Raw genomic sequence first — 21,630 nt, forward strand, 5'->3', positions numbered from 1 at the left:
GTGTAAAATTACACTAAATGTTTTGTTTACTGGCTGAGAGGGGTGGAAGCGTGGAAGGACCGTCACGTAAACAGCGGGAAGCTATCGTCAAAGAAGAAATGGTGAAGATGAGAAAAGAGGGATGGATGAGTGCTGAGCATTACCAAGTCTTTCTTGATGCGTATAATGGGTATCTGGATAATGGAAATGAGCAACGAACAGATTCGTTAAGTACGAACCAGTCGCCGAAACAAAAGCGTCCTGCGAAGGACAAAGTACCGAAGCAGAAAAAGCGATTGACAGCAGAACAAATCAGGGAGCGCAATATTACATGGTCTTTAATATTAGGGGTTATTTTTCTTTTAATCGGCGGCCTTGTAGTAGCAACTAGTACTTGGGATCAGCTGGGGGCAGTTATGAAAGTGTTTTCAATCCTTTTTGTCTCCGTCTTTTTCCTGGCATTGAGCGGGATATCAAGCCGATTGTTAAGGATTGAAAAGACTGCGTTTGCCTTTTTAGTCCTTGGTGGATTACTGATTCCAATCGCAGTGATAGCGATTGGCTATTTTGAACTTTTGGGAAGTTATCTTTCCTTGACGGGAGAAGGAAGATATTTATTAGGGTTGCTGGGAGCCGTTTTACCGCTTCCCTTATATATTAGAAACGCTGCCAGGCATCATTCACGTTTGTTTGTATGGATTTCCTATCTGTTTTTGTCCTGTGCGGTTGGATTTGCATTGGCCGCGCTTCCGCTTTCTATAGATATGTTTTATTTTTTGATGATGGTATTTAATGGAGTATTACTAATGGTTTATCATCATTTCCATGCAAACAGTAAAATCGCTATTTTTGTAAAAGAACTTCCTGCCTATACCCAATTGAATCTTGTTATTTCTACATTACTAATGATGTTCCTGTTTAATCAGGAGCTATTTTACAGTTTTAATCTGCTAGTAACAGCTTCCTTATATATGTCTATGGTATTTGTATATAAGAAGAAGGAGTACCAATTTGTATTTTCTGCACTTTTTGTTTATGGCATCTATCAGTTGGTTGAACATTCAGCGCTGCAAACTGTCGACTGGCTCATCTATGCGTTAGCAGGAGCGGTTTATCTCGGCTTTTCCTACGCAGCGAAAAGCGATCATTTCATTTCAAAGGCATTTCAATACACTAGTGGTTTCATTTCATTTTTGGCTTTTATTTATATTAGCTGGCAGGGGCTCTTGTTAAAGGATGGCGAAGCATCGTTCGTTTTACTGCTTGCCTATTTAGTGATAGCAGCTACATATACCTATTTGGCATATGTGGTGAATTATATGGTCTTCCGCTGGCTGGCGCCCTTTTTTCTGCTGATTACCGGTTACCAGTCCTGGTCAGTATTTGACACGACGTTTCAATGGGGCAACCCGGAGATATTCATTTTTTTCTATGGTATGCTGCTATTTTTGCTGATCGGATTGTATAATAAAAATATTTACCTTCATCCAATAAAAGCAAGTAGTTTTTATCTAGGCATCACTGCGATGATTTTAGCAACCGCTTATCCCTTTTTATTTGAAGAATTTTTAAAAACAGCATTCCTGCTGGCGATGCTTGGGATTGTTGCTGTATTAGTGAGCAAAGCAGATTTGCCAAAGAAAATTATCAATCTGGCAGTTGGGGCACATGCAGGAAGTTGGCTGCTTGCTTTACTAGTTTTATACCCGCAAATGGTCAGAGAGCTGCAGGCATATAGTGATTTCTTTAACCGGCCATTCCACTTTGCTGCTGCTGGGCTGTTAATGCTGGCGGTTAGTGTTGGCTGGCAAACCTTCTACGAAGGACGATTAGGCCGTTCCACCTTTTATGCGGGTCAGGGCGCATATTTATTTGGAGTAATTTTATTGTTGGATATGAGTATAACCGTTGATGTTAATATTGTCCGGCCTGCTATTTTGTTTATCGGTATTGCGGTGTTTGTATGGCTGGCTCGACGTATGTCTCTTAAACCTATCTGGCTGCTTGTTGCGCTTGCTGCTCTGGCGTTTTACATGTCGTTATTAAGCCCGCTCTCCTTTGAAACCTTTGGCTCAGCAATTATTTATATGATATTTGGGCCGATTGTACTTTTAGTGGTCTATCATGTGGTTGGTCAAAAAATTAAAGAGCTGAAGCCGTACTTTTTCTGGGTGGCACATAGTTCCCAATTATGTATATTAGGCTTGATGTTGGTAGATCAGATGTACCGGCCAAGTGTTAGCCCGGTTCTTCTATTCCTAATATTAGGCACCTATGTATATAGTATGCTGGTGAAGCCTGCCGAATGGCAGAGAAAGCTATTTCTGTATGGTGCGCTGACGATGATTCCGGTTATTCTGAGTACTGTTTGCTCGTATTATGGCTGGTTCGAAACCATCCCTGATGTTTACCATTGGGCGGTCTCGAGTATCATCATCGGTTTCATTTGGCTGCTGGTCAGTCCTGACTGGAAAGCACGCCTTGAATGGTATCTCATTCCTTTTTCTAATATTGGACTCTATTACTTGCTGACAAATCGGGGAACAGAATCAGTCAGCGAGATAGTTTTATTCCTGTTATATGTTGTTTTTAACTTGTTCTTTTGGCACAGAAGAGAATGGTCTCTGGGGGTTGTCATCCCATTAGCTGCGACATTCTTAATGTGGGAGCAGGAACGCTATTTATTAGATGATTATCAATTGCTCCTTATGTCACTGGCCAGTTTTCTTATATTGTCTGCAGCGGGAAGAATGCTCTTCAAGCGTTTCTACCACTTGGATGCGAACCCATATTATGTGGACTGGTACAGCATCTTAGGAATGTTATACCTGGGATATGCTGCTACTTTTATTAGCTGGTATGACAGCGTTTGGATTAAAATTATTCCAGTATTGCTGCTGGCTTGCTGGTTATTTGCCCAGGAGAAAAGGTTCACTCGCATACTTACCCAAAGAATTGTACGCACTTTATCTCTTATTAGTCTTTTACCGGCGTATTATTTACTAGTGGATGCTTATGAAAATTCCATTCCAGAAATTATTTCCGGTGAGATAACGATATTTCCATTTTTATTGATAGCCATCTATTTAAGTTTGACGATTTGGCGCAGCTATAAGCATATAATGAACCAAGTCCAATTGGCCGTTTTATTATTCGTTACTGCTTATTTAGTTATTGACGCCATCCAAAGCGGAACCATTTGGGATGCGTTAATAATCGGCAGCCTGTCTTTGTTATCGATGCTTGCCGGCATGCAGCTGCGGATGAAATCCTATTTTTTAGTAGGGGTTGGCACATTGCTTTTTAATGTGATTTATCAAACGAAACCTTACTGGGGAAATATGCCTTGGTGGGGGTACTTGCTTGTTGCAGGCTTCACCCTAATCAGCGTTGCAAGCTATAATGAATGGCAGAAACAACGGAAGAAGGAAGGCAAACAAGGGAAATTAGAGCAAAAGCTAAAGAAAATTTATTCCACATTGAAAGATTGGAATTAAAAGCCTGCAGGGAATATTTCTTCCCTGCAGGCTGTTTTATCAATTGGTTTTCCGCTATTTTAGTGCGCCTGCTACGTCATATCGTTCGATAGCAATCTCGACTTCCTCGCCGAGAGCCAATTTGGCCAGCTCTGCTCCTAGATAAGGACCCATGGTAAGTCCGGAGGCACCGAGGCCATTCGCTATTAAAATGCCCTGGTAACCCGGCAGTGGACCAATAACGGGCAAAAAGCCTGGAGTGAAGGGGCGGAACCCAACTCTAGTTTCGGCTAAGCTGCTATTGGCCAAGCCAGGAGCTGTTTCCAGGGCTTTCGAAAGGATTTCCTGTATCCCACCTGCAGTTACCCGGTGATCAAAGTGGGAGATATCTTCATGTGTTGCACCTACTACTACCCGGTGGTTGTCAAAAGCGAGCAAGTAATGATTACTGGGTGGAATGACTACCGGCCAGCTGCTTGTATCATTGTCAGGCAACTCTAAATGGACAATTTGGGCCTTTTGAAATTCCAAGGCGAAATGGACCCCTAATGGAGCCAGCAATTCCTTGGCCCACGCTCCTGCGGTAACAATTACTTTATCTGCAGCCAGGCTTTCCCCTGCAACAGTGACACCCTTCACTTGATTTTTCTCGAAGAGTAGTTCACCACTTCCTTGGATAATAGTTGCTCCATGAACCTGGGCGGCCCTTAACAAAGCATCTAAAAGCAATCTCCCATCGACACGGGCAGCCCCGCTTACATGAACTGCTCCCATTCCATCGGAAAGGGGCGTAAACATTTCTTTTGTTTGATCAGGAGTCAAGCGGGTAATTTCCCCGATTTCCGGCGCAGTTTCCCGCCGTTTAAAGGCACGTTCTTCCATCCCATCCAGTTTCTTTTCATCATTATGTAAGCTAATGGCACCTACTTGTGCGTAACCAGTTTCCGTTTCCCCATCCTTCTCGAGCTCGGAAATCAATGATGGATAGTAACGGGCGCCTCCTTTTGCCAGCTGGTACCACGCTTGATTCCGGCGCTGTGAGAGCCAGGGACAAACAATCCCGGCAGCTGCGGCAGTCGCTTGTCCGGTGTCTTTTCTATCGACAATGGTTACATCAGCTCCAGCTTTGGCAAGGTGATAGGCGGTCGATGCACCTAAAATGCCAGCGCCTAATACTATATATTTCATAAACTTATCATCCTAACGATTAAATTTCTTTGTTGTTGTGCTACGAATATATCAGACAGAGGCAGCAAAGGAAAGCTGACGAGACGGAAATGAGGCCCTGAAAACTTCCCTTGTAAGCATTCTGTATCATATTTTAGAGGACTATATAACCATTTATGGAACAAAGAGGAAAGAGGGAATGTAAATGTGGTGATAACCGCTTGATTTGCTGGGGAGAATTCCCAATACCCAAACGTTCGTTCCTCTTGTAAAATAAAGATAAAATAGAATTTTTTAGGAATACAGGTTGTTAGATGGGAGATGAGGGCTTCTTTATATAATAAGCAAGCTAATATGGTCTAGGGGGTTATTGAATGGAGGAGCAGTCATTATATCAATTAGTGAACCAGTCAAAGAGTAACCCGTCCGCCTTAATGACAATTTTGGATTTGTTTGAACCAAAAGTGAAGAGGTCTCTTTATCAGACAGAAGAGAGAAATAGGGAGGATCTTCACCAGGATTTGCAATTGAAAGTAGTAGAAGCTGTGCTTAACTATGACACGACAACCGTCCCAGGTTTTTTTGACTTTCAGTCCCAGGTAGAGAGCAACATAAGTTAGTTGTCAATCTAAGAAGGGAGGCGAAAGAGATGAATTCATTTGAATTCCCGCTTTGGATCACCCTGTTAGGTAACTTTGGCTTTCCCATCGCCATCACTGTCTATTTGTTCTTTAGGTTTGAGAAAAGAATAGAGAATTTAGAAGCAGTCATCACTGAGCTATCCCACTCATTAAAGCGGTCCAAGAAGTAGGTGCTTGCCAAGCTTTCTATAAAGGGGGGATTTATTTGGTCAAAGAACATGAGGATCCCTGTGAGTCCGAGGTGAAGAAATTTATTGAAAAACATCAGGAGTTTATCAATAACAATATAGTCTCGTCTTTTCTAAAGGAAAAGGAAAATTATCATTTGTTTGTTCAGACCATCTGCTACCCAACCCACCTTAATGTCAAAAAATTAGATGAAAAATTCCGCGCTTATTATTTTAAGATAAGGCTTACCACATTTCTCTCAAACACCCTGCATTTTAATGCCATCAATTACGATAAAAAATACAAAAACTTTAAAATGCGCAATCAGCTCATACTCGATTCCCCGCTGAGCGACGATTCCGAATATACTCTGAAAGATCTAATTGAAGATAAACAACAGGATTATAAGCTAGATGAAGAATTGCTGGAAGGAAAGGATTATTCGATTGAAAATTTAGTAGTCGATGAAAAATTATATGAAGCAATCCAGTCTCTTACAGACAACCAAAAACAAATTTTAAATTTGGCCTATGTCCATGAACTTACAGATACAGAGATTGCCAAAGTGTTAGATAAGTCTCAGCAGGCTGTTTCTAAGAGCCATAAGAAAGCTTTAGAGCAATTAAAAAATTCATTGGATAAACAATAGAAATCAAAATAAAGTGTAAAGGAAGTGCAGCTGCCATTTTGTATATCACTATAGTGTATAGATATAGTTAACTCCTCTCCAACGTGGTGTATTTATCCTTTTGAACGGTAACTGTTTAACCGTTATCATTAAGGGAGGATGCAGCAGCTAAACTAAATGGAGAGGGTTATCTTTATAAAACGGTAAATAGCTGGGCGGCTGGTTGTCCTATCAGCCAAACTTTGGACAAGAGTAAGGGGAGAAACCTTCTTTTACTCCTTTTTTATGACTTCTTATATATTCCTGGCAGAGAGGGAATACTTTACTAGTACCCTCCCACATAAGGTTCAATTGTTTTACAAATTAATCAAAACTGGGGTATAATCACGTCTGGACTATAATTCCGATAAAATCACTGGGGGTTTTAAAATATGAAAAAATTGAGTGTGTGGCTAGTTTTGATCAGTTTAGCAGCTGTATTGGCAGCTTGTGGTTCAAATGAAGAGGGAGATTCAGGTTCAGAGGATAACAACAACGCCAGTAGTGGTTCTGAAGAGTCTACATCTCTTTATGATCAAATTATGGAAGAAGGAGTTATTACAGTAGGAACTGAGGGTACTTATGCTCCGTTTACTTTCCATAATGATGAAGGAAAACTGACGGGCTATGATGTCGAGGTTATTCGCGAAGTAGCCGACCGTATGGGAGTAGAAGCGGAATTTGAGGAGACTCAATGGGATTCCATGTTTGCCGGACTGAATGCAGAGCGTTTTGATGTAATAGCTAACCAAGTCGGGATTGATGAAGATCGCCAGGAAAACTACGATTTTTCTAATCCTTACACTTATTCTTCTGCAGTAGTTGTCGTACCTGCGGAAAACAATGACATCACCTCCTTCGAGGACTTGGAAGGGAAACAATCAGCACAGTCGTTAACAAGTAATTTCGGTGCTATTGCGGAAGAGAATGGCGCTGAACTTGTTAGCGTGGAGGGACTTGCACAGTCGATTGAGTTAATTAAACAAGGCCGTGCTGATGTGACAGTAAACGATAAGCTTGCCGTCCTTGACTATATCAATCAACAGGGGGATGAGAGCATTAAAATTGCCGCTGAAGAAGAGGATTCTTCTAAGTCTGCTTTTACTTTCAATAAAGGAAATGAAGAATTAGTAGAAGCCGTCAATAAACAACTGGAAGCGATGAGAGAAGATGGAACTCTAGAGGAAATTTCCAAAGAATGGTTTGGTGAAGATGTATCTTCTCAATAACTTGTTAATGACTATAACTGCAGATATGGGAGGATGGGAGTTATTTAAAAACTCCCTTCTTCCTATGATTACAGGAGGAATCAAATATACGATTCCTCTTACACTTATTGCCTTTACAGCAGGCCTGATTTTAGCATTGCTTACAGCAGTTATGCGGCTTTCCGGCTCGCGGTTAGTAAGAGCGCCGGCAATCGCCTATGTATCAGCTATCAGGGGTACACCGATGCTTGTGCAGTTATTTATTGTCTTTTATGGGCTGCCGAGCCTTAATGTAACAATCGATCCATTTCCGAGTGCCATTATTGCTTTCTCCCTTAATGTAGGGGCTTATGCATCTGAAATTATAAGAGCGTCTATTTTATCGATTCCGAAAGGGCAGTGGGAAGCAGGCTATACAGTAGGCATGACTCATAATACGGCTTTAAGGCGGATTATTCTTCCACAAGCAGCAAGGGTATCGATTCCGCCGCTGTCCAACACGTTTATCAGCCTTGTAAAAGATACATCCCTGGCTTCCTTGATACTAGTAACAGAATTATTTCGGAGGGCACAGGAAATTGCAGCACGAACGTATGACTTTATGCTGATTTATGTAGAGGCAGCAATTTTATACTGGGTGATTTGTTTCTTATTATCACTTGCACAAGAAGCGATTGAAAGGCGTCTTGCACGCTACACGGCAAGGTAGGAGGATGGATAAATGTTTTTGTCTATAAAAGGGCTGGCAAAAGCCTTTGGCGAATTGGAAGTATTAAAGGATATCGATGTAAGCCTTGAAAAAGGGAAGGTATTATCAATCATTGGTCCCTCCGGCTCAGGCAAAACTACGCTTTTGCGTTGTTTAAACGCATTGGAGCAGCCAAGCAGAGGGGTTTTTTCTTTTGAGGATGGATTAGTACTCGATTTCGAAAAGAAGATTAGTAAACAGGATTGGCTGCGTTTAAGAAGAAAGTCGGGCATGGTGTTTCAGTCTTATAATTTATTTCCGCACAAAACTGCGTTGGAGAATGTAACGGAAGGGCCGATTATTGTACAAAAGCGGGATAAAACCGAAGTTCAGGAGATGGCTGAACGGCTGTTAGATAAGGTGGGCTTAAAGGATAAGATGCACTTATATCCCCATCAGCTTTCGGGGGGACAGCAGCAGCGAGTTGGAATTGCCAGGGCATTGGCGATTGAACCGGAATTAATGCTGTTTGATGAACCGACTTCAGCGCTCGACCCGGAATTGATTGGCGAGGTTTTGGGAGTAATTAAAGACTTGGCCAATGAAGGATGGACCATGGTAATTGTCACCCATGAGCTTCACTTTGCTGAACAAGTGTCTGATGAAGTGGTATTTATGGACGGCGGTTATATTGTCGAAAAGGGAGTACCAGAAAAAGTGCTTAAGTCCCCTCAGGAAAAACGCACACAGCAATTTTTGCAGCGGATACTCAATCCTTAAAATCGTCCAGTCTTCCTAAAACAGCTAGGGAGACTGGATTTTTCATTTTTCAGCATTTTAACTGACAAATACAGTCAAGATGGCAAGGAGCAAAGCAGGGCTGTGTCTCTTGACTGTTTTACTAATACAGCCCAAAATGAAGAAATACAGAGAACCAGCGATACTACGTTTGAAGGAAGTGATGGATGTGAACGAGAAAAAGAAAAAAATAATCGAAACTTCCATTTCCCTCTTTGCCGAAAAAGGATTTTACTCTACATCCATCCAGGAAATTGTGGATAAAAGCGATCTGTCAAAGGGATCATTTTACCTTCACTTTCGGTCAAAAGATGAATTAATGCTGCGTATTTTTGAGTATTACTACGAGTTGATGAATGGAAAAATTGCGGGAGTGAGGAGAGAAAACTTAACTCCGCGTGAAAGCTTTATAAAACAACTGGAAGTTCAATTAGAGGAAATAATAAAGCATAAAGACTTTATTATCACGCAGTTCCGTGAACAGACAATTTCCTTAAACCAGGAGCTGTTTGAATTTATTAAAAATAAAGATATGGAAATGAAGCAATGGTATGAATCCAACCTTCTTGCTATTTATGGGGATAAAGCGGCGGATTATATAGTAGACTTAAGCTTAGTTGCCGAAGGAATGCTGACTACTTACTTGCAAATGATTGTTAAATATAATGCTGATATTGATTTGCATAAGTTGGCTGTTTTTGTAATAAGGAGAATGGACGATATAGCGGAAGGACTACTCTCTGGGCAAGAAGAACCGCTGATATCCAAAGATGAGCTGCGCCCAATCATGGAGAAACAGAACGCGCCCTGCAACACAGTAAAACAAAAAGCTGAAAAAAAGCTGCTGGAAATGCAGGGAGAGATCGGTGGTTTGCGATTGGGAACGGAGCAGTCTCGCGAACTCCATGGCGCTATTGACTTATTGCTAGCTGAGATAAAAAAAGCAGAGCCTAGAAAATTTTTAATCCAGGGACTGCTCGCTAACTTCAAGGATATCAGTTCGCTGGAGAAACAGCGGGAAGACATTGCTGGGCTACTCGATATTCCATTAATATAAAAAAAAGACTGGATGGAGATACGAGTCCATCCAGTACGTTGCAAACCGGGAGCTTACGCTTTTCTTTGTCCAGCTACAACTCCCAGCAACTAGCTGGCTTCCTGCTCCTTTGTCCGATAAGTCAACATCCCTTCGCTTCGCTCAGTGTGTTTCCTTTATCTCCGGCGGAGCCGTCCATCCAGTACGTTGCAAACCGGGAGCTTACGCTTTTCTTTGTCCAGCTACAACTCCCAGCAACTAGCTGGCTTCCTGCTCCTTTGTCCGATAAGTCAACATCCCTTCGCTTCGCTCAGTGTGTTTCCTTTATCTCCGGCGGAGCCGTCCATCCAGTACGTTGCAAATCGGGAGCTTACGCTTTTCTTAGGACTTTTTCCAATATACTGCTTTGTGGCTTGTAGGTGAAGGTGGAAACTGTTCGCCTTTTTCTACTTTTATTTCCGTATCATCCTGTTGTGATGAGTCTTCTTCATTCACAAATCCATCCACTTTATACGTTCCTGTCTCTGGTACATTTTCACCAGTCTTCAAGCGATTTTCAGCCATTCACTACACCTCCAGAAGTAATATTGAAAAGTAGTAGTTTACTTTTCGCTTCACTATTCTATTTCACCGTTATAGACAAGATAAACTGTGTAATGCTCATTGTTAAGAAAGTATAATCAAAGTGCTGGTTTATTTGGAGGAAGTTAGACCGAATATTTTCTTTATTGCATGTTTAAAACCTTTAGTTTTTTCCTCTGATTCATCCACTGTTTTTTCTTCGTTATTAGATTCAATAAATATTGCTTCTCGTTCGATTGCATCGTTACTAGTTAAGATTGCCCCTATATCAGTTTCTGCTTCTTTATTGGTTACAGATGTGTATTGTATCCGGTATTTAGCAGATAGTTTCTTATATTTTTTAAGAAAGCGGGAGCTAATATTTCCATTAAATAAAAGTTTGGCCTCAGAGTGGTTTTTCATTTCTGCTTCTAATTCAGCAAGGCCCTGTTGCTGCATAACTTGAGACTTTTTTAGGGCAATGATCACTCTTTCTCTCAGGGTCCCTAAATAATGCTTGCGCTCCGCCGGATTAGTTTGCTTGGCACCGTATATACCCTCTTCGATATAATCATCAAGTTTCCGTTTGCTCATCGGTACGCTCCTTTGCATATATAGATGCGAATTATTTTCTGTCACTATTATATTTTCATTTAAACTGCCATCAAAGTATTTTGATTCTATTCTTCCTATAAGCCATCATAGCCTGTCTGACTGCGGCATAAATTTAATAAAGCAGAAAAGGGGGCGAGGAAGACGGCAATTGTTAAAGAATTTCGTCAGTTTATCCTTAAAGGAAGTGCGGCAGATATGGGGATAGGAATGGTTCTGGGAACGGCTTTCAGCAGTATTATCGATTCCTTAGTAACTGATGTCCTGCTCCCGCCGATCGGATTGCTAATGTCAGAAATGAATTTTTCCAATTTGTATATTGTTCTGGGAAGCAGGGGTTATACTTCATTGGCTGAAGCACAGGAAGCGGGCGCGGCGACGATTAACTATGGTTTGTTTATTACGTCACTTGTTCGCTTTTTAATTATATTCTTTGCCATTTTCCTGATTATTAGGCAAATGAATCGATGGAAAAAACCGGATCAGCACCCGGTGATGTCAATGGCAAAAAAAGAGTGTGATTATTGCAGAATGTCGATTCCTTGCCAGGCAATAAGATGTCCGCATTGCAGTTCAGATTTGGTTGAGGGGCACAAAGAAGCAGGAAGCCGAGATGAAAGACAAAGGATTATAGTGAAGGTTAAATAAGTATAGGGTGACTCCTCTGCCGATGGGATGTTTAAGTCATGACAAAGACGAGTGCCCAGGTGAGCCGGCACTCGTCTAATCACTACTTCTTGTTATTGCCCTGTTGGCGTTTATTGGCTTTTTTCATCCGTTCCATTGCTTCCATGTCTTCTGAATCAGCGAGTTCATAAGAAAATTCTACTTCTTCCGTTTTCTCTATGTTTTCTAAGGCTTTCTCCGGTTTTTTATCCATAATAAGCATCCTTTCTGCACAATGTATCCTTCTTCCATAGTTAATATGGAATAACCATAGGAGAAGTATTCATTGGAAAGAAAAAGAGACCGATATTACTGTCTCTAAGCTTTTAGATAAACAAATCATTTCAAACGAAAAACACGTAATTTGGAAAACTGAACAAAAAACAGGACTGGCGAGAAAGTCTCGACAGCCCTAGAGACTTGGCATTCTCCAGTCTCTTCTATATCCTTATTTTTCAAAATCATCCGGATTTTTCTCTGCATTTTCCTTCTCATTACTGTCAACTTCACGTTGAGGATCGGGGTCTTTATTGGGATCCTTTCGTTTTTGTTCTTGTTCTGGCGAATTATTACCTTTGTTGCTAAATAGTTCTTCCTTATTCTCAGCCATAACCTTCACCTCTTCTAAATTTGTACTTTTTATTTTTTAATTTCTCCTAAAGCATTTTCAGCAGATTGTTCATTATTGGAAATAGCTAAATCGCCAAGTGATACGACACCTTTTATTTTTCTGTCTTCAGCAACAAGCAGTCGCTTGATTTGATGGTCCTGCATTAACCGGGAGGCTTCTTCCACTTTCATATCCGGCAGTGCAGTAATTACCTTTTCTGTCATTATTTGTTCTGCCGCAACACCATTGGATTTGAAATCCTTAGCCAGTCCTCTGCGCACAATATCTCTATCCGTCACTACTCCAACAAGCTTGTCTTCCTCTGCTATTGGTAAAAAGCCTACATCATGTTCATCCATTTCACGGGCTAACGATTCTAAACTATCACTAGGCTTAGCTTCTGTTACATTGTCTGTCATTACTTCTTGAACGGTTGTCATAAGCTAATCCTCCTTTATTGATGAAACTGGCTTATATTTATTGCATAACCATTATTATGGATGACAAAACATTTTACTTCTTGGCTTGATAAGAGGTAAAAGATATGGATTATTGTGAGTAATTTATTTTAATCCGGGAATAGGGGTAGTAGATTCAATGTTAAGGAGGATGTAAACTTGCAAAAGTTGAAAGCTTTACTTCTAAATTGTTCGTTAAAAAAATCAAACGAAACTTCAAATACTGACGCTTTGTTAAACGAGTTTGTTAAAATTTTTGATGGGAATCAAGTAGAATCAGAAGTACTTCGCGTTATTGATTATAATGTTGCATATGGAATAGCGGAAGATATGGGTGAGGGTGATGAATGGCCAGAGCTATTTGAAAAAATCAAAGAGGCGGATATTTTAGTCATGGGAACGCCAGTATGGCTAGGAGAGAAAAGTAGTATATCGAAAAAGGTTCTGGAACGGTTTAATGGATCTTCTACTGTCAAGAATGAAAAGGGACAGCCGGTATTCTATAACAAAGTTGCCGGTGCAGTGGTAACAGGTAATGAAGATGGAGCAAAAAATGCAGCTGGTGATCTAATCTTTGGTCTTTCCCAAATAGGTTATGCGATTCCTCCAAACCCAATTGCCTACTGGGTAGGAGAAGCAGGTCCTGGTCCTTCTTACATTGAAGCAGGAGCAGATAATGAATTTACTCAATCAAATGTGCAAATGGCTGGGCATAATTTAGTCCATCTGGCAAGAATATTTAAACAGCATCCTATCCCGACAGAGGGTAATGCATCCTAATCTTTTAAAAGGTTATACGGAACAGAAAAGAAACTCTTTCAATAAAAAAGAAGCAGGGAAGAAAAATCCCTGCTTCTAATTATTTTATTCATCATCTACTGGATAAACGCCGTTCTCATCATGAACTTCTTTACCGGAAAGTGCTGGATTAAAGACGCAAACCATCCGCATGTCGGTTCTAGCGCGTAGTAAATGCTCATCATGCTCATCAAGTGCATAGAGCATATCTTTTTTAATCGGCCAAACTTTATTGTCTTTCAAAGTTACTACTTCCCCTTCACCTTCGATACAGTAAACGGCCTCAAGGTGGTTTTGATACCAAATATGCGTTTCTGTACCAGCCTTGATAATTGTGTCATTTACTGAGTAGCCCATGCCATCTTTTTTCATAATTAAGCGCCTGCTGACCCAATTACCTCCGTCAACCTCGTGTTCACTGCCGAGTACATCGTCTAATGCTATAACTTTCATAATCAAATATCCTCCTAGAGTTTAGTGTACAGTCAATCAGCTGCGTAATCTTTCAAACCCAGCATACAATTAAGAATCTGAATTAATTGGTAACGGGCTCTTTGACAAGGCTCTTGATGCTTTCTTCGATGATTTCAAAGCCTTTTTCCAAGTTTTTTTCTTTAATATTTAGAGGTGGAAACAACTTGAACACTTCGTCTTTTGGACCAGAAGTTTCCATAATCATTCCATTTTCGAAGGCTTTGGCTGCTACTTTATTAGAGAAGCCATCTACATCAGAGGCTATGCCAGCCATTAAGCCGCGGCCACGTACTTCGCCTTTCATCTCTGGATAAGTTTTCACCATTTTCTCAAGGAAGTTATGAACCATTTCCGATTTAACCTGGATATTCTTCTCGAAGTCTGGGTCCTCCCAATATTCTAAAGCTGCTGTCGCAGTGATGAACGCATGGTTGTTGCCCCGGAAAGTACCATTGTGTTCACCAGGCTCCCAAATGTCCAGTTCAGGGCGAATGAGTGTGATCGCGAATGGAAGGCCGTAACCGCTTAGCGATTTGGATAGACATACGATATCAGGTTTAATGCCAGCAGGTTCAAAGCTGAAAAAGGTTCCCGTTCTGCCAACGCCTGCCTGAACATCATCGATAATAAGCAGGATGTCCCAGCGCTTACAAATATCTTCCACACGTTTTAACCATTCAAAGCGTGCGGTGTTAATTCCGCCTTCACCTTGGACGGTTTCCAGGATCATAGCTGCAGGAATAGCAACGCCGCTTCCAGCCTCTTCCAGGAACCTCTCTAAGTAATCTAAATCGTCGTTGACGAAATTATCGTAAGGCATGGTGACTACATTTTGAAGTGGTACACCTGCACCTTTCCGTTTAAAGGAATTTCCTGTAACAGAGAGAGAACCAATAGTCATCCCGTGAAAACCATTTGTAAAGCTGATTACATCAGTCCGGCCGGTAACCTTTCTTGCTAGTTTAAGGGCACTTTCTACAGTGTTTGTACCAGTCGGCCCAGGAAACATTACTTTATAATCCAGTTGGCGAGGTTTTAAAATCACTTCGTTAAACTTCGTTAAAAACCCAGCTTTTGCTGTGGATGCTTTATCAAGTGAATGGGTGATTCCGTCATCCATAATGTATTCGATAAGCTTGGCTTTCATTTTATCGTCATTATGACCATAATTAAGCGCTCCTGCTCCCGAGAAGAAATCTAAGTATTCGTTTCCATCCTCGTCCCAGATTTTCTCTCCTTTGGCCTTATTAAATACGGCAGGAAAGCTTCGTACATAACTCCTTACTTCGGATTCCAACTTATCAAAAATAGTTAAATCTGTTTGGCTCATTTGCATTTCCTCCTTGTAATTGTTCCATCGATTATTTACCTTGCCTATGCTGCTATTTGTTAATAGGACCAATACGGAAGCTGAGCTCCCCTTCATGGTCATCCATAGGAAATAAGTCTTCTGAAAAGAATTCCGTAACTTCGCATTCTGTTTCGTATTTCCTTGCCAGGCGCCGGAATAAAGTTTGAGATGCGTCATTGGAAGGGGTAACGGTCGCTTCAACAAAGCGAACATCACGGCAGGCATCTCGGTCGATAAGCTCTTCTAAAAGTTTGGAAGCTATTCCTTTTCCTCTCTGATCAGAAGCAACCCCGATTTGCCACACAAATACCACATCTTGACGCTCAGGAGGGATAAATGCAGTGACGAAGCCAACTAATTTATTATTCTCTTTGGCTATTACGCACGTTTCTGAGAAAAACTCACTCATCATTATATATTTGTATACAGAGTTTTGGTCGAGCGTCGAATTGTTCACCAATTCCCACATTGCTGCGCCATCCTCAACAGCTGGTTTATCGAACACCAACTTGTCAGCTGTATCTGCAGTCGCAGTTACGCTTGAACTATTAATAGCAAGTGCCTCCTTTTTGACAATGTTTATTTTAATTTTTTCCGTGTGTATTCAAAGTACATTATTAATCATAGGAAAGATGGTAATTTTACACAAACGAGATTGAGCTTGATTAACAAGCATTAGCAATGCTTAGTCTTGTTTAAAGGCAAACAGATAGTCAAAAGCTAAAAAATGCTCTGGTATTGTTAATTTTTCTAACAATTTTAATTTTTTCCTCTTCTTAAATCCTTTCATAGAAGGGGTTATGGCGATAAGGAAATTTATTTAAAAATATCCAGCGCCATTCAGGCTACTCGAAGCCTTGATGGGCGCCATTGCAAGGTTTAATCAAAAGGGAAGCGGGAACTATAAAATAAAGTTCTACTAATTATTATAGGAAAGGAGTGGAGAAATGGCTTGGACAATGGATGATTACCCAGCATCTTTAAAAAACTTTAAGCCAGTTATCCGAAAAAAGGCAATCGACATAGCCAATGCAATGCTTGATGAAGGCTATGATGAGGGAAGAGCTATCCCTATTGCTACGGATCAGGCCAAAGAATGGTATGACAATGCTTCCAAAAAAGAGATAGAAGAATATCAAGCGGAAGGCGACCCGCAAAGTCGATCGGAAGAAGGGAAGGAATATGATAACCGCCCAGAACTAATGGATAAAGGGGAACATGTCGTATCCCATGACGAAGGATGGGCCGTGCAAGCAAAAGATGCCAAGAAACCATCCAAGGTATTCGACAATAAAAGTGATGCAGTCGAGCGTGCCAAAGAAATTGCCGAAAATAAAGGAACAGAGGCGGTTGTCCATAAGGAAAATGGAGATATTGAAAAGAGATACTCCTATTCTTAATCAAGAGATTAAAGCTATAGAATGTTTTCTATAGCTTTTGTTTTTACTTTCTGGAAAGAAAATTGTTATTGCTAACCCAATAGCGCCAAGGGAAAAATCTAGCTTCCCCTGAGTTGTCAATCCCGATGCGCGCCCCTTGCTTTATGGAAAACTCTTGGTGCGCAGGCCCGGCTGCTATATAAAGCGGGGGTTGATCCAGACGGTGGCCGTAATCCCCCATATGGATACCGAGTGCTTTGCAAAGCTTGCCTGGTCCATTGGTAAGCTGTGGTTCGCTTTTGATTTTTGGCCTTCTTTTCCTCATTAAATCTTTTCCTGTATAGGGCTCTACTGCTCTAACCAAAATAGCCTCGGGAACATCTTCGACGCTGCTAACAACATTAAATAAGCAGTGGGTATGCATGACATATGTATATGCGTAGCCGGAGGGGCCGAACATTATCTCGGTTCTTTTAGTCCTGCGGTTTTTATAACTATGGGCAGCCTGATCTAGTGGCCCCTTATATGCTTCCGTCTCCACGATCATACCTGATGCCTGTCCCTCTGGTGTTTCTTTTACTAATAAACACCCTAATAGAGCAGGAGCCAACTCCAAGGTTGGCCGCTCATAGAAGTCCAACGGCAACGGGGTAAAGGAGTTATCAGATTTCATAGCTTCGCCTCCTGTTCTATTCATTAATATCCTTCATTATAATGAACTACTATTAAAGATAATACCCCCATTGACTTCCTTATTAAAACAAAAATGATATAAAAAAGGAACTGCTCTGGGTTGGAGCAGTTCCGTATATAGTGGAATGGATTAGATTTATAATTTATATTATGCTTTTACAGGAACTGGTAAACCGAGTCCTTCAGCTACCCGTGTGCCGTATTCAGGGTCAGCTTTGTAGAAGTGTTCGATTTGCCGCATTTTTATCTCATCTTTCTCTACGGGCTTCATCCCTTCTACGATATTGTTTACCAGGCGAGTCCGTTCTTCTTCGCTCATCAACCGGTAAAGGTCTCCAGCTTGAGTATAATGATCATGGTGGTCATAACCAACGCTGTCAGCAAATCCAGAAACCTCATAAGCCGCTGTTTTACTTTCTGGTACCTCTCCAGGTCCGCCAAAGCTATTTGGCTCGTAGTTCACTGAACCACCGCCATTTTCATCAAAGCGCATTTGCCCGTCGCGTTGATAATTATTGACCTCAGCGTGTGAACGGTTGATCGGCAATGCTTGGTGATTGGCCCCTACACGGTAACGATGGGCATCAGAGTAAGCAAATAAGCGGCCTTGCAGCATCTTATCTGGAGAAGGCTCAATACCAGGCACTAGGGTTCCTGGAGAGAATGTTGCTTGCTCGACTTCAGCAAAGTAATTTTCAGGATTTTTATTCAGAACCATTTTTCCAAGCTCGATAAGCGGATAGTCTTTGTGAGACCATACTTTTGTAACATCAAATGGGTCAAATCGATAAGTGTTAGCATCTTCTATAGGCATAATTTGTACATAGACGGTCCACTCTGGATATTCCCCATTATCGATAGAATTATACAAATCCTGGATATGGTAGTCGGGATTTTCTCCCGCCAATTTCGCAGCGAGTTCTGGATCAAGGTTTTTGATGCCTTGGTTTGTTTTGAAATGGTATTTTACCCATACAGATTCCCCAGCAGCATTCGTCCATTTAAAAGTATGGCTGCCAAACCCATCCATGTGGCGGTAAGTAGCTGGTATACCCCGATCAGAATGAAGGATGGTTACCTGATGCAAAGATTCAGGAGACAAGGACCAGAAGTCCCAGACGGCATTCGGATCTTTTAAATGAGTAGCCGGATTTCTTTTTTGTGTATGAATGAAGTCAGGGAATTTGATGGCATCGCGAATGAAAAAGACAGGAGTGTTATTTCCTACTAAGTCATAGTTTCCTTCCTCTGTATAAAACTTCACAGCAAAACCGCGTGGGTCACGAACGGTATCAGCTGAACCTAATTCCCCGGCAACTGTTGAAAAACGGATAAATAATGGCGTTTTCTTTCCTGTTTCCGATAGAAAATCCGCTTTTGTATATTTCGATAAATCGTTAGTCACTTCAAAGTAGCCATGTGCTCCGGCACCTTTGGCATGCACTACGCGTTCCGGAACTCTTTCTCTGTTGAAATGAGCCAGTTTTTCTAGCAGGTGTACATCTTGGATTAATGTTGGACCGCGGTGTCCAGCAGTCATTGAGTTCTGATTATCCCCAACAGGGGCGCCAGAACTGTTTGTTAAGTACCTTTTTTCATTTGTCATATGATAACACCTCTCCTTAACTTATTACATTTATAATTATAATATAAATCTGCTAAAAATCAATATTTAATTATAATTATTTTAAATAAAGTACGAATCGTTAATTATTGATACGATGAAAAGCTTTATTTTATGCAGATTTAGTTAAGGAAATGAAAATAGCTTCTCTGTAGAATTGATAAATGGAAATTGTTTCATATAGGTTCGGTTAGAAAAAAAAGGGAAGTCCACAAAAAAAAGGACTGCAACTGAGCAGTCCTGACAATCGCTTAAGGCACCATATGGATATGTTATCAGTATGGGGGGTAACAACAAAAATCATGTTAAAAAAGAGCGATGCCGTTAAGCGTATAACTTGATATAGGAAAGTGTACTACAAATAAATTATAAATGATAATGACAATCATTATCAACTATTAATTTAATTATTTTGCTTTTTTTCTTGTAAACTCCGCTATCCTTTATTTATAAAGTGAGCGCGAATAGAGTGAAAGATCTCTATCCCCTGATAGGCAAACAAGCAAATCGCGGAAAAAGAAAAAACGCCAATTAATATCAACCGGACTATTGTAAACATTATTGTCCAACCTCCCTTGTTAAAATGGTTTGAGGTTAAAACGGACAAAACGGAAGTAGGACGATTGATAAAAAACGGTAACTAAATGACGATACCATTGCCTGATTGACTGGAAAAAATTGGCCAGGAAACAGGCCAACGCTGCAAAACCAATAGAAATACAGGTTGACTCTAGAAAGGAAGTGTTGATGCTATCCTTTAATTTTTTTTCATTGTCTGGAGTGGCAGTAATTTGGATGAAGACAGGAGTTGTTTCCTCAATGAAGCCTTTGGAAGGGTGGATTGTATGATGAGAAGCAAGGGATAAGGAGAACGTCGAAAAAAGAATAATGAAGCAAGACAAGTATTGGATTCTTTTCAGCATTTTCCAACCTCCTTATCTAAGACTTTGTAAATTCAAATATTATAACAAGGCTGCCAAATTGTAAATCAAAACCTTTCGCCATAATATTCCATTGTTTGCGGCGTGCGGGGAGAGGGAAACAAGTAAATTCAGTAACACGACAAAGGAGCATTAGGTTTGTTATCTATTTTGGTATTTTTACTTTCGGCGGCTATTTCCGTCTATGCAGCAATAAAACTGTCAACATATGCAGATATCATTAGTAAACAAACAAAGTTGGGCGGCATGCTGGCAGGTACATTACTGTTGGCGGTTGCCACTTCTCTTCCAGAATTGACTGCCACTGGATCTGCTGCTGTCATCGGTAATGCAGATATTGCAGTAGGCAATGGATTAGGAAGTATTATTTTTAACTTTTTGGTTTTATTTATATTGGATATCTTCTTCAGAAAAAGGCGACTGTTCTTATTAGTATCAGATAATCACTTCCATACTGGTTTACTAGCACTGATCTTATGCTGTATTGCAGCAGGATCACTGTATTACCAGCCTTCGATTACTTTCTTAGGAGTAGGTTTTACGAGTATGGTGATTGCTGGCGTGTATTTTGTCGGTATCTGGCTGATTTCGATAAAACAAAACAAGGAAAAGCAGGCAGAGGAGAATCCGGTTTCAAACAGCCAGGCTGGGGAGCGAATAACCAAAATAGCCATTTCATTTATCGTTTTCGCTTTCATTATCTTTGTTTCCGGAAGTCTAATGAGCGTTTCTGGGGATTGGATGGTGGATGCTACAGGTATATCAGCAACAGCGGTAGGAAGTTTGCTGATCGCTGCGGCCACGTCCCTTCCTGATGCAGTAGGTGTGTTTATAGCATTAAGGGTTGCTAATATCAATTTAGCGATCGGAGCGATTTTAGGAAGCAATCTTTTTAACATATTTGTAGTAACTATTGCGGACATTTTTTATCGGAACGGGAGCGTTTGGGCGGATGCAGGTGAAAGGAACATTTGGACAGCTTTATGCGGCTTATTGCTGACGCTTGGCGTCATGCTGCTGTTAAAAAGGGATCGAACGAGAAATTCATTCACATACATTCTTCCTTCCCTGGCGGCGATATTCTGCTATATTACTTTTATATTAATTATTATTTATTAAAAGAAAAAGGCATAGGAGGACAGCAGGAAAATATGATCATTAATTTACAGCACTATAAACGAGACACAGCTGAAAAAATATTAGCTACACAGTTACCTGCTTATCAAGAGGAAGCAAAATTAATAGATGCTGAAGTTATACCGCCGCTGAAGGATACCGTGGAAACTATTATGAATAGTAAAGAAATTTTTTTGGGATACATGCAAGAAGATGAACTAATCGGTGTACTTGCGTATGAAAATAATAAAGCTGATATTACAGTATCCCGTTTATTTGTCGTTCCCAGTCATTTTCGGCAGGGAATAGCTGGGACATTGCTCAATTCCTTACTTGACGGCATCAGTGGAGAAGTGCGTGTGAAAGTAACTACAGGTACCGCTAATTTGCCCGCAAAGCAGCTTTACCAGAAATGGGGGTTTAAAGAAAAAAAGCAAATAACAGTCCCCCCAGGAATCCAGCTCACCCAATTTGAATATCATAAATCAAAAGCGGAAACGACCGGTTAGCGACGAAAGA

Annotated in this window: 25 protein-coding genes; 13 read left to right on the forward strand and 12 right to left on the reverse strand. The window is 40.8% G+C overall.

Going from position 1 to position 21,630, the window contains the following annotated elements; all coding sequences use genetic code 11:
• Nucleotides 1-50 precede the first annotated feature (50 nt).
• Nucleotides 51-3,476 (forward strand): hypothetical protein, encoded by a 3,426-nt coding sequence (locus BLR93_RS12080; RefSeq protein WP_093214892.1) that lies wholly within the window; start codon nt 51-53, stop codon nt 3,474-3,476.
• A 54-nt stretch (nt 3,477-3,530) separates the two neighbouring features.
• Here the strand turns inward: BLR93_RS12080 and BLR93_RS12085 are convergent, their stop codons facing one another.
• Nucleotides 3,531-4,643, reverse strand: coding sequence for an NAD(P)/FAD-dependent oxidoreductase (locus BLR93_RS12085; protein WP_093214895.1), 1,113 nt, complete (start codon nt 4,641-4,643; stop codon nt 3,531-3,533).
• 353 nt (nt 4,644-4,996) lie between these two features.
• On the opposite strand from BLR93_RS12085, the gene BLR93_RS12090 reads away from it, so the two are divergent.
• The 7 genes from BLR93_RS12090 (at nt 4,997) to BLR93_RS12120 (ending at nt 9,849) form a co-directional block, all read left to right on the forward strand.
• A complete protein-coding gene (locus BLR93_RS12090) occupies nt 4,997-5,242 on the forward strand; it encodes a helix-turn-helix domain-containing protein (protein ID WP_093214897.1) in 246 nt (81 codons plus the stop codon).
• Between the two features lie 29 nt (nt 5,243-5,271).
• On the forward strand, nt 5,272-5,433 hold the full coding sequence (locus BLR93_RS12095) for a YvrJ family protein (RefSeq protein WP_093214900.1): 162 nt from the start codon (nt 5,272-5,274) through the stop codon (nt 5,431-5,433).
• A gap of 35 nt (nt 5,434-5,468) precedes the next feature.
• Nucleotides 5,469-6,080: a sigma-70 family RNA polymerase sigma factor gene (locus BLR93_RS12100; protein WP_175559342.1), complete on the forward strand. Its 612-nt coding sequence runs from the start codon at nt 5,469-5,471 to the stop codon at nt 6,078-6,080.
• Between the two features lie 410 nt (nt 6,081-6,490).
• Nucleotides 6,491-7,327 carry an amino acid ABC transporter substrate-binding protein gene (locus tag BLR93_RS12105; protein WP_093214904.1) on the forward strand — a complete coding sequence of 279 codons (837 nt, stop codon included), beginning with the start codon at nt 6,491-6,493 and terminating at the stop codon, nt 7,325-7,327.
• Nucleotides 7,311-8,015: an amino acid ABC transporter permease gene (locus tag BLR93_RS12110; protein ID WP_093214906.1), complete on the forward strand. Its 705-nt coding sequence runs from the start codon at nt 7,311-7,313 to the stop codon at nt 8,013-8,015. Before BLR93_RS12105 ends, BLR93_RS12110 begins: the two co-directional genes overlap by 17 nt.
• Before the next feature lie 12 nt (nt 8,016-8,027).
• Complete coding sequence (locus BLR93_RS12115) at nt 8,028-8,774, forward strand: amino acid ABC transporter ATP-binding protein (RefSeq protein ID WP_093214908.1); 747 nt, start codon at nt 8,028-8,030, stop codon at nt 8,772-8,774.
• 187 nt (nt 8,775-8,961) lie between these two features.
• Nucleotides 8,962-9,849: a TetR/AcrR family transcriptional regulator gene (locus tag BLR93_RS12120; protein WP_175559343.1), complete on the forward strand. Its 888-nt coding sequence runs from the start codon at nt 8,962-8,964 to the stop codon at nt 9,847-9,849.
• A gap of 360 nt (nt 9,850-10,209) precedes the next feature.
• On the opposite strand, the gene BLR93_RS12125 is transcribed toward BLR93_RS12120, so the two are convergent.
• Both BLR93_RS12125 and BLR93_RS12130 read right to left on the reverse strand, forming a co-directional pair.
• The gene (locus tag BLR93_RS12125) at nt 10,210-10,392 is read right to left on the reverse strand and encodes a YjzC family protein (RefSeq protein ID WP_093214914.1); all 183 of its coding nucleotides are present in this window, start codon (nt 10,390-10,392) and stop codon (nt 10,210-10,212) included.
• 129 nt (nt 10,393-10,521) lie between these two features.
• Nucleotides 10,522-10,983, reverse strand: coding sequence for a YueI family protein (locus BLR93_RS12130; protein WP_093214916.1), 462 nt, complete (start codon nt 10,981-10,983; stop codon nt 10,522-10,524).
• A 168-nt stretch (nt 10,984-11,151) separates the two neighbouring features.
• Here BLR93_RS12130 and mscL point away from each other — a divergent pair, with 168 nt between their 5' ends.
• Nucleotides 11,152-11,649 (forward strand): large conductance mechanosensitive channel protein MscL, encoded by a 498-nt coding sequence (gene mscL / locus BLR93_RS12135; RefSeq protein WP_093214919.1) that lies wholly within the window; start codon nt 11,152-11,154, stop codon nt 11,647-11,649.
• An 82-nt stretch (nt 11,650-11,731) separates the two neighbouring features.
• Here the strand turns inward: mscL and BLR93_RS12140 are convergent, their stop codons facing one another.
• From BLR93_RS12140 to BLR93_RS12145, 3 genes are all read right to left on the reverse strand, one after another.
• On the reverse strand, nt 11,732-11,881 hold the full coding sequence (locus BLR93_RS12140; RefSeq protein WP_245690139.1) for a YfhD family protein: 150 nt from the start codon (nt 11,879-11,881) through the stop codon (nt 11,732-11,734).
• Between the two features lie 234 nt (nt 11,882-12,115).
• Complete coding sequence (locus tag BLR93_RS18075) at nt 12,116-12,277, reverse strand: hypothetical protein (protein WP_175559344.1); 162 nt, start codon at nt 12,275-12,277, stop codon at nt 12,116-12,118.
• 29 nt (nt 12,278-12,306) lie between these two features.
• Complete coding sequence (locus tag BLR93_RS12145; RefSeq protein WP_093214924.1) at nt 12,307-12,717, reverse strand: CBS domain-containing protein; 411 nt, start codon at nt 12,715-12,717, stop codon at nt 12,307-12,309.
• A 177-nt stretch (nt 12,718-12,894) separates the two neighbouring features.
• Here BLR93_RS12145 and BLR93_RS12150 point away from each other — a divergent pair, with 177 nt between their 5' ends.
• Nucleotides 12,895-13,515 (forward strand): flavodoxin family protein, encoded by a 621-nt coding sequence (locus BLR93_RS12150; protein ID WP_093214926.1) that lies wholly within the window; start codon nt 12,895-12,897, stop codon nt 13,513-13,515.
• An 84-nt stretch (nt 13,516-13,599) separates the two neighbouring features.
• Here the strand turns inward: BLR93_RS12150 and BLR93_RS12155 are convergent, their stop codons facing one another.
• The 3 genes from BLR93_RS12155 to ectA form a co-directional block, all read right to left on the reverse strand.
• Nucleotides 13,600-13,986: an ectoine synthase gene (locus BLR93_RS12155; protein ID WP_093214928.1), complete on the reverse strand. Its 387-nt coding sequence runs from the start codon at nt 13,984-13,986 to the stop codon at nt 13,600-13,602.
• Nucleotides 13,987-14,068: 82 nt separating this feature from the next.
• Nucleotides 14,069-15,337 (reverse strand): diaminobutyrate--2-oxoglutarate transaminase, encoded by a 1,269-nt coding sequence (gene ectB / locus BLR93_RS12160; RefSeq protein ID WP_093214932.1) that lies wholly within the window; start codon nt 15,335-15,337, stop codon nt 14,069-14,071.
• A gap of 52 nt (nt 15,338-15,389) precedes the next feature.
• Entirely contained in the window at nt 15,390-15,866 is a 477-nt protein-coding gene (gene ectA / locus BLR93_RS12165) for a diaminobutyrate acetyltransferase (RefSeq protein ID WP_425440946.1), read from the reverse strand.
• A 439-nt stretch (nt 15,867-16,305) separates the two neighbouring features.
• On the opposite strand from ectA, the gene BLR93_RS12170 reads away from it, so the two are divergent.
• Nucleotides 16,306-16,758: a DUF2188 domain-containing protein gene (locus tag BLR93_RS12170; RefSeq protein ID WP_093214937.1), complete on the forward strand. Its 453-nt coding sequence runs from the start codon at nt 16,306-16,308 to the stop codon at nt 16,756-16,758.
• A gap of 43 nt (nt 16,759-16,801) precedes the next feature.
• Here BLR93_RS12170 and BLR93_RS12175 read toward each other — a convergent pair whose 3' ends face one another.
• The 3 genes from BLR93_RS12175 to BLR93_RS12185 form a co-directional block, all read right to left on the reverse strand.
• A complete protein-coding gene (locus BLR93_RS12175) occupies nt 16,802-17,410 on the reverse strand; it encodes a DNA-3-methyladenine glycosylase (protein ID WP_093214940.1) in 609 nt (202 codons plus the stop codon).
• Between the two features lie 168 nt (nt 17,411-17,578).
• Nucleotides 17,579-19,036 carry a catalase KatA gene (katA, locus tag BLR93_RS12180; RefSeq protein WP_093214944.1) on the reverse strand — a complete coding sequence of 486 codons (1,458 nt, stop codon included), beginning with the start codon at nt 19,034-19,036 and terminating at the stop codon, nt 17,579-17,581.
• Between the two features lie 596 nt (nt 19,037-19,632).
• On the reverse strand, nt 19,633-19,977 hold the full coding sequence (locus BLR93_RS12185; RefSeq protein ID WP_093214947.1) for a hypothetical protein: 345 nt from the start codon (nt 19,975-19,977) through the stop codon (nt 19,633-19,635).
• A gap of 156 nt (nt 19,978-20,133) precedes the next feature.
• Between BLR93_RS12185 and BLR93_RS12190 the strand changes: the two genes are divergently transcribed.
• Together BLR93_RS12190 and BLR93_RS12195 are read left to right on the forward strand one after the other, a co-directional pair.
• Nucleotides 20,134-21,114 (forward strand): sodium:calcium antiporter, encoded by a 981-nt coding sequence (locus tag BLR93_RS12190; RefSeq protein WP_093214948.1) that lies wholly within the window; start codon nt 20,134-20,136, stop codon nt 21,112-21,114.
• Nucleotides 21,115-21,146: 32 nt separating this feature from the next.
• On the forward strand, nt 21,147-21,620 hold the full coding sequence (locus BLR93_RS12195; protein ID WP_093214950.1) for a GNAT family N-acetyltransferase: 474 nt from the start codon (nt 21,147-21,149) through the stop codon (nt 21,618-21,620).
• The last annotated feature ends 10 nt before the right edge of the window (nt 21,621-21,630 follow it).

It is taken from the genome of Sediminibacillus albus, assembly GCF_900101125.1.
Taxonomy (GTDB): domain Bacteria; phylum Bacillota; class Bacilli; order Bacillales; family Amphibacillaceae; genus Sediminibacillus; species Sediminibacillus albus.